A 12,330-nucleotide genomic window follows, 5' to 3' on the forward strand; every position below is an offset into this window, starting at 1 on the left:
GCTACAAATTTACTGCTTCTTACAAGTATTCAATGGAGAGTCAACAAACTTCCAAGGTTTATTTCCATCAGAAACATTCCCGTAATTTTCATCTGGTGCTTGCCCAGCGTTAGCGTACCAGATGTTTTGATATTTATGACCTTGATAGTTTACTGGCTCTGAACAAGCTTGATACGATTTGGATGGATCCCAATCTCCAGGTTTTACAGGTGTTGGCTTAGGTGCTGGTTTGTAATCTCCGATTGAAATATCACAAGCGCCATTGTTGAAGCCTACATTCATCTGCTGTGATTTAATGTTATTTGGCGATGAAGCAATTTGCTTGAATGCACTTTGAGCTTCACTAGTGCAATCCACGGCTCCATCAGACATTCTCAAGATATTTGCTGTTGATAAAATATTAATAGTTGTATTGGGTGTTAAGTAATTATTATTAAGTACATTCCCAGCGGGATCTTTTGCCACAAAATACATTTGCCCTTCTATATTCGGCTCAGCATAAATATGGACACTATTACCGTTATTAGATCCTGAACTGTCTGAGGTAACCGCATCAAATTGAGCGTTGGTTAATTGCTCAACATTCGAGATAGCTTGATCAACAAAATTGAAGAGCTGTGCTCTTTCCTTATCAGAGGATAGGCTGAAACTCTCATTACCTGATAAACCCGTTTTTGCAGCAGCTGAACGCAATGCACCATCCGCAATATTTGAGGTTATCAAAACTAAACTACCCTTTGATTTATCTTTCTTATAAGACATCTGAGTAAAACTTTTAACAAAAGCATCTTTTAGTTCTGAGTATGAAATCGAAATATTATTGTGGATATTAAGTCCATATTTAGAAAGATCCTTGCCAAACAGTTGGTCTGCATAAAATGAAACTTGTCTTGGATAGCGATAATAAGTGTCACCTCCATTATCTTTTGCCCCTATAGCCGCACGATAATCTGCAGGGTTAAGAGAATAGTCGTTCAAACTTTGTAATTGACTAGGATTTTGAGTAGTACAAACATCTAAATACGAGGAGAATACAGGGCTGTAATCCCCTGCGTTATAAATCACATTCATTATAAAGTCTGTGATTCTTAAGGCGTCAGGATCTTGTGAAAGTGAGGCAGAGTTCATTTTTTCCCAACATGTTTTCCAAGCATCTCGATTGACATACCAATTAGTCGCCGACTCTACTTTAAGCCGATTGACATCGTTTAAATGATAAAATGCAACGACCATAGGACCAAAATACACATCATCTAACGCATTAGGTCCCTTTCTTTCCGTTTGAGCGCCACTGTCCTGATCGGCGATACTGTAACCGAGTGTCGTTCTCACCGCATCGTAATTAACAACACCCAAACCATCTTTTGCAGTGGCATAAGGTAGCTTTTTACTATAATCGTTGATCTGATAAGGTCCCCCTTGACCTTTTACTAGGTAAGAGTCTTTAATCGCTGAATTGTTAATATCATGGTTATCAGAAAATTTTGTATTAATACGTGTTTGATCTAAGCCTGATTCTTGTAATAGCTGCCCTAACATGGTGCCGATCATATAATCTTTATTAAACTGCAAGTCGGGATATTTTTCTTTCATGATATGGGTATACATCACACCAGCGATTAAGTTCGATGCAATAATAGCGTGAGAATAACCATTATTGACGAGCTTATCGTTACCGTCTGTATTCTGAATATTAAACACATCTAAGTCGGTGTCAGACGGAGAGTAAGGGAAATGAGTATGAAAAATAATTTGGTTAGAAGAAGGAGCATCATTAACATCACTCGCTTGTGAAACTATAGGCAAAAGGCTCGCCCCAATTAGAGCACCAATTGCAAGCATGATCGGATTTTTTTTCATCGGAAAACCTAACTACAAGAATAGAAGTAAGTCCAATGTTTAATACATACCTAGATAAATAAAAAGTAGAATTCACTTATTTGAACGATGTTTAATTTCACGTCAACTCATGGTTAATAAACTACATCAATTGTAAAACTCTCATTCTGTTCACTCATCTTCTCTGTTTAAAAGTAATACGTTAAATGACCTAGAGGCCATATACGACCTCTAGTTTAATTTGCACAAAAAAGCGCAAGATCCCTCATCATTAACAGATGATGTTTGTTTAATGAAACTCAATTTGTTTTAGCTTATTTCAAATTCACATGTCAGGAAACGTTCAGCCACAAATCATAGTATGAGAGGTGAATTCTCAATCTTGCAATGCAGCACAAGGTATAGCTATGCGAAATTTCTATAAGAAAACAACACTGACTAAACTTGCAATAATAACTTCCACTTTATTTGTTCCTATTCACTCTTGGGCAGAGCAACAAGTCTTATCTAGCTCTATTCAACAAGCTAAAGCTCAAGGAATCAATCAATTCGATTCCAATCAAGAATACCAACAGGGGGATATAGTCCAAAACGGCAACTGGGTCTATAAATCAGATGCCACAGTAACAGCTAATACTTTTACCCCCGGAATAGGAAATCCATGGGAGAAATATCATGACTTAGCCAAATGGAATGATGCCACCATTTATTATGGCGGTGATAAAGTCATAATGAATGGTCACGCCTATCAATCTGGATGGTGGTCTCAACACCAAAATCCAACGCTTCCCCAAAACCAAAATACAGCAACCCCGACTCCTGGTCCTTGGACAGATCTCGGGCCTTGGCATAACTTAACAGATAAAGAGAGAGCGGCGATAAAACCCTACAACCCAGGGTATACTTACCATAAATCTGACTACGTCAAAAATAGTAATGACGTATATACCGCAAGTAAAGAAATCCATGGAATTGATCCACTACAAAAGAGTCCTTGGAATGATATTATTCTTTGGAACAACATAGCCAACTCAGTTCATAATCAAAGTGCCAACTGGCCAAATCATGTTTTTTCACCATACACTGACATGTTGCAAAATCCACCAGACCTCACATCTCAAGAGCAAAATGGCGTCAACCACTTCAATATGGCTTTTGTTGTAGCGAAACAAAACCAATGCCTCCCATCATGGGGAAACCAGCAGTCACTCAACCTTTATAACTACGCCAATCTCAATAAACTTAGAGACAGTGGTGGAGATGCGATGCTCTCCATCGGTGGGGCAAGTGGCTCACCTTTAGCTAATGTTTGTGAAGATGTCACTCAACTCACCACAAGCTATACTAATTTAGTTCAAAACCTTCACCTGCATGCGCTTGATTTCGATATTGAAAATGCAGCATTAGATGTTTCTAAAGCCGTAGATAGAAGAAGCCAAGCTCTTTACAATGCACAACAAGAGTGGAATACAGAACACCCCGTAAGTGTATGGTTTACCTTGCCTGTTGCTCCTCAGGGGCTCACGGCTTCAGGTCAATATCAAATAACGAGCTTATTAGATCATCATGTGAAAATCAGCGGCATTAACTTAATGACGATGGATTATGGTCCAAGCACGATGAATATCGAAAACTGCACCCCTACCCGTACAAAGAAAGATCAAAACTCTCCTTGGATAAATAAAAATGACTACACTAAAGTACAGGGAAACTGTGCGGTTATCGCATTAAAAAATGCTGAACAATTCATTTACTCAGAGTTCCAAAAACACGATGAAACGAAATACATTACCGAAGACCAAGTGTGGAGTATGCTTGGGACAACACCAATGATTGGTGTCAATGATTTTGGGCAAGAAATACTCTATCCAGACGGTGCTAAAATCATCGCAGCCGATGCCCACAACCACAAATTGGGCATGGTAAGTATGTGGTCATTGAACAGGGATAAACCACAAGAAGGTACAACTATTCCAGATGCAGGAAACAGCACAAATACAGGGTTACCGAGTGATATAACACAAGATTATACTTTTGCAAAAATATTGCAGGGTGGTGTGAATAACAAGAAATAAAAGCTCATATAATAAGGGGCGTATTCGCCCCTTATTTTACAATTTACGAACAACAATCTTTAGGTTTCGATTTAAGTGGCAGCTTATCGTAAATCACTTTCCCCATTAGCAGCGCTAGAACAATTCCACTGATCGCCACTAACCCTTGAGGTAGCATCGCATGCTGTTCACCGATTTGCGGGGCAACCACAAACCCATACTTGTCAACAACGAAATCTGTGATGAGTCCTGCAATGACCGCAACTCCAATCACACCGCCTAAATACCCGAACAGTGCTCGCTTACCCAGCTCTTTAGTTACCACACCCAAGGTTGCAATATTGGTTGCAGGGCCAGCAAGCATAAACACTAATACTGCCCCTGGCGAGATACCTGCTAATAGCAAGCCCGCTGCAATCGGAGTAGATGCTGTAGCACAAATGTACATAGGCACAGAAATCACAATCATCACTAACATGGCGACGATGCCACTACCGTGTTGCGCTAAAAAGTCCTCTGGGACATAAGTTTTTACTAACGCTGCAAAGAAAATACCGACCAATAACCAAATGGTCGTATCACGCACTAGATCCGTTGCCGCATACTTAATACCTGCAATGACTTTAGCGAAAACGCCTTTTGGAGATTCAGCCTGTCCATGACTATGATCATGATCATGATGCTCATGAGAGTCAGATTTCGAGCTACAGCAGCTGCTTTCAGTTTTGATAGGTTCTTGCTTTTTACTGCTGCAACAACTGGCTTCAACGTTCACTTGCTCTGCTTTTTTAGTGCTACAACCGCTTGACTGCGCATCATCGATAGAATTTGATTCAGGTTTACGAGTTATCACATCGTCTTTATCGTCAGGGCCTACCAATAAACCGGCCACAATCGCACTGATCACTGCGGCAATCGGCCGAACGATCGCCATGAACGGGCCAAGTAAAATATATGAGACACTCACTGAATCCACACCTGTTTCTGGCGTCGAAACCATAAAGGTAGTGGTTGCCGCTTTAGACGCACCAGCCCGTCTTAACCCAACAGCTGCAGGGATCACCCCACAAGAACACAACGGCAGTGGAGCGCCAAAAAGTGCGGCTTTAATTACAGTTTTAAAACCGTAACCGCCCAATTGTTTGTTCATCCACTCCATCGAAACAAACATTTTCAGTAAACCAGCGATGAGCAGCCCTAAGAGTAACCAAGGCGCTGACTCTAAAAACAGTTCTAGAAAATTATCGACCAACATGGTTATCTCTCCTGCTTAACTTCAAGGGTCACTTTCTCACAATGGTGATCGTGACGGTGTTCAACCTGACTATCATCTAATGCTTCCAAGATTGAGCAATACTCTGCACTTTCATCCCCACCACAACAGGAGTCAGAAAGTTCTTTTAATCCTTTTTTAAAGCGTTGCAGTTCGGCAATTTTGGCTGTAATTTTATCTAATTTAGCATCCACACGCCCTTTAACATCAACACAAGCCCATTGTGATTTATTTAATTCAATCGACACAAGCTCTTGTATTTCATTGAGGGTGAATCCGACATTCTTTGCCCGAATAATAAATTTCAGTAACACAGCATCTTGCTGACTATACATTCGATAACCTGATTCCGTTCGCTCTGATGGCGATAACAGGCCATGTTTTTCGTAATACCTCAACGTATCAGACTTTAAGTTAAATAAATCCGCTAACTCACCAATTCGATACATGAAGTCCATCCAAAATAAGGGTAATTGATATCAGTATAAACCTTGGAGTTTAGTCCAAGGTCAAGGTTTTTTGTTCGTTAAGAAAAAAGTTCGAATATATGAACACTGAATTTCGACTTACAACCAGATAAAAAGCTAAGAAAAAAAACCAGATATCGATGATTTACGTTAGAATAGCGCCCGCTGACGAAGGGACACTTTCGAGGGCTTTTTGGAAAGTAAGGGAAATGCTTAAGTTTAAGAGCATACGCTTATTTTCCGAAAAATCCTTGAAACTAAAAAATAAAAGTACCCACAATGAATAACGCCAGACCTATTCGTCGCGCACTACTGAGTGTATCTGATAAAACCGGAATCCTAGAATTTGCCCAAGCCCTTCATACGCTTGGTGTTGAAATTCTATCAACAGGCGGCACAGCCAAGCTATTAGCTGAAAATGGTGTGCCTGTCATTGAAGTCTCTGATCACACAGGGCATCCAGAAATCATGGATGGTCGTGTTAAAACTCTGCACCCTAAAATCCATGGTGGCATCTTAGCTCGTCGTGGCATTGACGAAACAGTAATGGCTGACAATAACATTGCAGGCATCGATCTCGTCGCAGTTAACTTGTACCCATTTGCTCAAACCGTAGCGAAAGAAGATTGCACTCTTGAAGATGCAATTGAAAATATCGACATCGGTGGTCCAACAATGGTACGCGCAGCAGCGAAAAACCATAAAGACGTTACCATCGTAGTTAATGCGTCTGATTATGGTCGAGTCCTTGCAGAACTTGCCGATAACCAAGGCAGCACCAAATACGACACTCGCTTTGATCTCGCCATTGCCGCTTTTGAGCACACGGCACAATACGACGGCATGATCGCGAACTATTTCGGTACTAAAGTGCCAGCACATTTTGATAATGCGACGGAAGACTCTAAATTCCCACGTACGTTCAACACTCAAATGGTGAAGAAGCAAGATTTACGTTACGGTGAAAATAGCCACCAGCAAGCTGCGTTTTATGTTGAAAACAATATTGCAGAAGCTTCTGTTGCTACTGCGACTCAACTGCAAGGTAAGGCACTTTCATACAATAACATCGCCGATACGGATGCTGCACTTGAGTGTGTTAAAGAGTTTGAGCAACCAGCTTGTGTCATCGTCAAGCATGCTAACCCTTGCGGCGTGGCATTAGGCACAGACATTCTTGAAGCGTATCAGCGTGCATTCAAAACCGACCCAACCTCCGCTTTTGGTGGCATCATTGCGTTCAACCGTGAACTTGATGAAGCAACAGCAAGTGCCATTGTTGAGCGTCAGTTTGTTGAAGTGATCATTGCGCCTAAGATCAGTGAAGCAGCTAAGCAAGTAGTTTCAGCCAAAGTAAATGTTCGTTTACTTGAATGTGGTGAATGGTCACAAGCTGCGTCAGCGCTTGACTATAAGCGTGTAAATGGTGGCATGTTAGTGCAAGACCGTGACCAAGGCATGGTCGCAGAGTCAGAGCTAAAAGTGGTTTCAAAACGCCAACCCACTGCTGAAGAAATGAAAGACCTAATGTTTTGCTGGAAAGTAGCTAAGTTCGTTAAATCCAATGCGATTGTGTATGCCAAAGACCACATGACCGTAGGTGTGGGTGCAGGCCAAATGAGTCGTGTGTATAGCGCAAAAATCGCAGGCATTAAAGCCGAAGATGAAGGACTAACGGTTCCTGGTTCTGTCATGGCATCCGATGCTTTCTTTCCATTCCGTGACGGTATTGACGCTGCAGCAGCGGCAGGAATTACTTGTGTCATTCAACCGGGTGGCTCTATGCGTGACCAAGAAGTCATTGATGCCGCTAACGAACATGGTATGGCGATGGTATTCACTGGAATGCGCCATTTCCGTCACTAATAAACGGCTAGGTTCACTCGACATAATTTGGGGTGAACCTAACGAATTAACACGCTCAAGGAATTGAATATGAACATTCTCGTAATTGGTGGCGGTGGCCGCGAGCACGCCTTAGCATGGAAAGCGGCACAAAACGAAAAAGTACAGACGGTTTTTGTTGCACCAGGCAATGCTGGTACGGCACTCGAGCCAAAACTTGAGAACATCGCCATTGGCGTTGAAGACATTACCGCTTTGATCGATTTTGCCAAAAGTAACGATATCTCACTCACCATTGTCGGCCCTGAAGCGCCACTAGTCATCGGTGTAGTCGATGCATTCCGTGCTGCTGACTTACCGATTTTTGGCCCAACCGAGGGCGCTGCGCAGCTTGAGGGTTCAAAAGCGTTCACTAAGGACTTTTTAGCGCGTCACAATATCCCAACGGCGGATTATCAAAATTTCACTGAAATTGAACCAGCAAAAGTTTTCTCAGCGCAACTTGCAGAAAAAACAGGTTATCCAGTTGTGATTAAAGCTGACGGTTTAGCGGCGGGTAAAGGTGTGATCATTGCTCAAAACCAAGCTGAAGCCGAGGCGGCAATCGAAGACATGCTTGCAGGTAATAAATTTGGCGAAGCAGGTTCTCGTGTTGTTGTCGAGGAATTCCTCAAAGGCGAAGAAGCCAGCTTTATTGTGATGGTGGATGGCAAAAATATTCTACCAATGGCCACCAGCCAAGATCACAAAGCTCGTGATAACGGTGACAACGGCCCTAATACAGGTGGAATGGGTGCTTACTCCCCTGCACCTGTTGTCACGCAATCTATTCACGATTGGACTATGGAACACGTCATCAGACCAACCGTTGATGGCATGGCTGCTGAAGGCCACCCTTACACGGGATTCTTATATGCAGGATTAATGATTGCTGCTGACGGTACGGCGAAAGTCCTAGAGTACAACTGCCGCTTTGGTGATCCTGAAACGCAACCGATTATGATGCGTCTGCAGTCTGATATTGTGGATCTTTGTTTAGCCGCAACTCGTGGCGACTTAGACAAAGTCACCGCTGAATTTGATGCTCGTGCCGCTGTAGGTGTTGTTATGGCGGCCGGTGACTACCCTGTTTCCGCCCGTAAAGGTGACGTTATTTCGGGTCTTACATTGGGCAATAACGACATCAAAATGTTTCATGCTGGCACTGCCGATAAAGACGGTCGTGTTGTGACTAATGGTGGCCGAGTTCTATGTGCTACAGCATTAGGTAACAGTGTGACTGAAGCTCAAAAGCTTGCATACAGCCTAGTGAACGAAGTACATTGGGATGATGTGTACTTCCGAACTGACATCGCTTATCGTGCGATAGAAAGAGAAAACACGTAACCTCATATTTCTCATAAAAAAGTCTGCTCTACGCAGACTTTTTATTTAATGACCAATCTCACCCTGCCCTTCCACAAACCCAAACACCATAGCCATTATAAAAATTAGGATCATCTGCTGACGGTAAAGATGAGAAAATATAAGGTACATTCGTAAACTGTTGATTTAATGCCCCTCCCCATTGTCCTGCTTGACTCCACGAGGTGAAATACCCTGTTAGCAGTTTTACATTTTCCATCACATCAAGGCGAGAATCTTCCACAAAACTATGATCTCTTGAAGGTAACGATTTTTGGTTCTCACCCGATTTATTATCAATTTCCACAAAATGTTGCGAAACAAACTTTTCCCTATTCGCTTGCTTTTCATCTTTTAAATAAGGCACAGGAAACTGCACACTACTGACGTAAAACCGTTGTTGATCATAGCGGTTCAATCCAAATTGAATGAATAATCTGGAAGGAGTGCGAGTTTTTACAGTGAGATTCTGGTTAGATTTAACATCGGATTGCTGGATTTGAGGTATCGTAAGCGGCGTAGCCTTAAAGTTTGGAGCAATATACGCTGGAACAATAATATCACCAGACATAATCGGCGTTCTATTGTTCGCAGCGGTTGAATAGATAACCAAAGGTTCACTACCTGGATAACAAGAAAAACTGTCAGTATAACCTTGTGTATCAACGAATTGATTATTCCCTATGGCTACCAGCTGATTAGGTTGAGACATAACAGACGCAAAACTTGTTAAAGGCAATAAACAAACAAAAACAAGCTTAGATGGCTGAATTTTCATAGCAACACCTTCTATCTAATACTGAACTCTTATAATGGAAATTTTCTGCGGGCTTCTCAACAAAATTAAAGATATTTAATTCGAATGGAATTTTTTCAAAAACCATAGGCAAATAGATCAAGAATGGCTAGAGGCCGTTCCCAATTAACGATTTCGATTTGCTGTTGTAGATTTTTTGTTTATTCAAGACGACGAATGTGAGGTGTAGTTGCTCTACATAAACATTCGGCAACAAAGAAACGAAAAATATACACAGCCCTTCGGGTTACGCCTAAATTCTATTCAATCGAAATAAATCTTTTATCTTAAGCCCTAAATCTAAAACCTTATTTTGATTGAGTCAGCAGAGATTCAGCCTTTCCTAAAGTTCAAATGGTACGATAAACCGTAAATGCATTAACTTGAATTAACTATGACAGAAAAACTAGAGCGTGTTACTCAAGCTCCCCAGTGGGCTCAGGATGACGGTCATCTTCAAGCTCCTCACACGCAAGATAAATCATTTCTAAGGAGAGGCAGTAAGCAATACTCAACTACCAGAACTAAAGGGAGCGACCTAAGTCAATCACTGATTGCATTTAGAGTTAAAAGACCAAAATCTACGATTGACCCTGCTCATCAGCCTTATTTGGCTAAACTTAAAACTAGACCTTCTAGTGGCTCTTCCATTCCAAATCGTACCAATCATAAATCTTCTGAATTAGTATTACCTAAAAACAATGAAAGACTCTATGACATCTTAAAGTTTGACCGTGGAGGATACTCCAGTTCCGATATTTGTCTACTCATCGCAAATGGTGAAAGTGCGAAAAATATATCATGGCTTATACCGAACTTTAGAGCTTTGCTCAATAAACGGGAAAATGGGTTGTGTCCTTTAGAAGCAGCTTATTTAACAGGTAACATCAAGCTAGTTAATGATCTTATCAAGGAAGGTGCAAGTTCAGACACCGTGGATGAAGCCAGACTTAGACAGACGCTCTGCAAACCTGACACTTTAGCTACATACTTTCATTGGTTAGAAAAGAAAGCTCTTACTTTTAACGATATAGGGCCCTTGCTTTACCTAGACGTACCTTATGAAAACATTCAAGATTGGATCGACAAATTTATTTTTTCTACTGCATTTAAGATTAACGAAAAACACCAAAAAAAAACGCTTTTAGAGCATGCAGTTAGAGCCAACAGAATTGAACTAGCAACAGCTTTACTCAAGTTTGAAGACTTGAATCACGAAATGTTTTCAACAAATGAAAGCCTACTTTTATATGCTGCCACACACAACAAAATTGAACTTATTAAGGCCACTTTAGAGCACTCAGATGCTAATCTAGAACTAAACGAAGTATTCAAAATCATGAGTTCAGGGTGTAATCAAGATATTTTTGAATCACTATTAAAAAGAATTCAATTTCAAATTAATGAAACAAAAACAAATAATTATCAAGAAACACTGAAAAGAATTGCATTAAAAGCTTGTCAATTAAATCGGGTCGATTTTTTATTATCTTGTTTAAACCATGGTTTATCAGCAGATTTGTTAAAGGATCCCATTTCAAAGCTATTGGCAAGAGAGTGCGAGGTTCATGATCTTGATAAAATTCAACAAATTGTCAGGCTACCTCAGCTGCAACTTTCAATAGGGAGTATAAAAAATCTCGTCAAGATAAACTGTTCAGCCGAAACTATTCAGTTAGCTCTGTCTAAAAGATCTCCTATAGAAGATTTGGTGAAAGATAAACAAGAACTTCAAGAATTAATTGGCTATATACTTGAAAAGAAACGAGTTGATTTAATACCTATGCTATTAGATAACGAAATGTCGCCAGAAAACATTATGGCAATGAATAAATTGAAAATTCTGCTCAGAGAGCAAAATAAAAACAAAGACTTTTTAGCCATAATTTCAAACAGGTTCATAACTTTTGAAGTCGAAGACATATATCGATTGATTGAATTAGAAATACCTCTTGAACAACTGAATACCTATTTAGCAAGAGCAAAATCTCAAAGAGATGATGAAATTAAAGCTCAACGTCGACCTCACTTCTTAATAAATAAGCGAATAAATGGAAAATCTTGTATTGAATTAGCATGTCAGCAGAATAGCTCAGAAAAAGTAAAGATGCTTCTTGATAATGGTGCCGATGTAGCAGAAGCGAATACGGAAACAGTAACATTGTTCCATATCGCAGCAAATGCAAATGATCTCGCTACATTAAAAGTTCTTGTCGCTCATGAAAGAGAGTCTAATTCTCCTACACAAATGCTTTTAGAGCGAGAGCTATATGGCGGAAATACTCCTCTTCATTATGGCTTTGCAAGTGGTAATAGAGCACTTATTCATTTTCTTGTCACTACGGTCGGAATTCAAGTATTTACCCAATATAATAATGACCAACTTACCCCTTATGATGCAATGACAGAAGCTAATAATTTGATGGAGTTACCCGTTGATACACCAACTATTGAGGGTTGGTTGAATGAGTATTTCTTAAACAAAACTATGGCCACAAAAACGGCCGACCAATCTGAACTTGAAAAAGAGCAGAAACAACTTAAAACACAAACAGAACATTTCATCAAAACATGGAAAACGACTGTAGAAGAAAAACAAAAATTAGCCGAAAAGGCAGAATAATTAGAACAAGAAGTTACAAGAATGAAGCT

8 protein-coding genes are annotated in these 12,330 nt (G+C 40.5%); 4 read left to right on the plus strand and 4 right to left on the minus strand.

Annotated elements, in window-relative coordinates; genetic code table 11:
• Positions 1-9: 9 nt before the first annotated feature.
• On the minus strand, positions 10-1,860 hold the full coding sequence (locus tag AC1EU2_RS05735) for a hypothetical protein (RefSeq protein WP_480297017.1): 1,851 nt from the start codon (positions 1,858-1,860) through the stop codon (positions 10-12).
• A 386-nt stretch (positions 1,861-2,246) separates the two neighbouring features.
• Between AC1EU2_RS05735 and AC1EU2_RS05740 the strand changes: the two genes are divergently transcribed.
• Positions 2,247-3,914: a hypothetical protein gene (locus tag AC1EU2_RS05740; protein ID WP_480297018.1), complete on the plus strand. Its 1,668-nt coding sequence runs from the start codon at positions 2,247-2,249 to the stop codon at positions 3,912-3,914.
• Positions 3,915-3,957: 43 nt separating this feature from the next.
• On the opposite strand, the gene AC1EU2_RS05745 is transcribed toward AC1EU2_RS05740, so the two are convergent.
• Both AC1EU2_RS05745 and zntR read right to left on the minus strand, forming a co-directional pair.
• Positions 3,958-5,148, minus strand: a complete 1,191-nt coding sequence (locus tag AC1EU2_RS05745) for an SO_0444 family Cu/Zn efflux transporter (protein ID WP_480297019.1) — start codon at positions 5,146-5,148, stop codon at positions 3,958-3,960.
• Positions 5,149-5,150: 2 nt separating this feature from the next.
• Positions 5,151-5,615 (minus strand): Zn(2+)-responsive transcriptional regulator, encoded by a 465-nt coding sequence (gene zntR / locus AC1EU2_RS05750; protein ID WP_480297020.1) that lies wholly within the window; start codon positions 5,613-5,615, stop codon positions 5,151-5,153.
• Positions 5,616-5,912: 297 nt separating this feature from the next.
• Here zntR and purH point away from each other — a divergent pair, with 297 nt between their 5' ends.
• Together purH and purD are read left to right on the plus strand one after the other, a co-directional pair.
• Entirely contained in the window at positions 5,913-7,499 is a 1,587-nt protein-coding gene (gene purH, locus AC1EU2_RS05755; protein WP_480297021.1) for a bifunctional phosphoribosylaminoimidazolecarboxamide formyltransferase/IMP cyclohydrolase, read from the plus strand.
• 69 nt (positions 7,500-7,568) lie between these two features.
• A complete protein-coding gene (gene purD, locus AC1EU2_RS05760) occupies positions 7,569-8,864 on the plus strand; it encodes a phosphoribosylamine--glycine ligase (RefSeq protein WP_480297022.1) in 1,296 nt (431 codons plus the stop codon).
• Between the two features lie 58 nt (positions 8,865-8,922).
• Here the strand turns inward: purD and AC1EU2_RS05765 are convergent, their stop codons facing one another.
• A complete protein-coding gene (locus tag AC1EU2_RS05765) occupies positions 8,923-9,660 on the minus strand; it encodes a hypothetical protein (RefSeq protein ID WP_480297023.1) in 738 nt (245 codons plus the stop codon).
• Between the two features lie 628 nt (positions 9,661-10,288).
• Here AC1EU2_RS05765 and AC1EU2_RS05770 point away from each other — a divergent pair.
• A complete protein-coding gene (locus tag AC1EU2_RS05770) occupies positions 10,289-12,301 on the plus strand; it encodes an ankyrin repeat domain-containing protein (protein ID WP_480297024.1) in 2,013 nt (670 codons plus the stop codon).
• The last annotated feature ends 29 nt before the right edge of the window (positions 12,302-12,330 follow it).

Source organism: Parashewanella sp. 2304DJ23-3 (genome assembly GCF_056591695.1).

Coding starts and splice junctions, on each gene's coding strand:
- AC1EU2_RS05735 (WP_480297017.1), bottom strand. CDS start 1,860: ATGAAAAAAAATCCGATCATGCTTGCAATTGGTGCTCTAATTGGGGCG.
- AC1EU2_RS05740 (WP_480297018.1), top strand. CDS start 2,247: ATGCGAAATTTCTATAAGAAAACAACACTGACTAAACTTGCAATAATA.
- AC1EU2_RS05745 (WP_480297019.1), bottom strand. CDS start 5,148: ATGTTGGTCGATAATTTTCTAGAACTGTTTTTAGAGTCAGCGCCTTGG.
- zntR (WP_480297020.1), bottom strand. CDS start 5,615: ATGTATCGAATTGGTGAGTTAGCGGATTTATTTAACTTAAAGTCTGAT.
- purH (WP_480297021.1), top strand. CDS start 5,913: ATGAATAACGCCAGACCTATTCGTCGCGCACTACTGAGTGTATCTGAT.
- purD (WP_480297022.1), top strand. CDS start 7,569: ATGAACATTCTCGTAATTGGTGGCGGTGGCCGCGAGCACGCCTTAGCA.
- AC1EU2_RS05765 (WP_480297023.1), bottom strand. CDS start 9,660: ATGAAAATTCAGCCATCTAAGCTTGTTTTTGTTTGTTTATTGCCTTTA.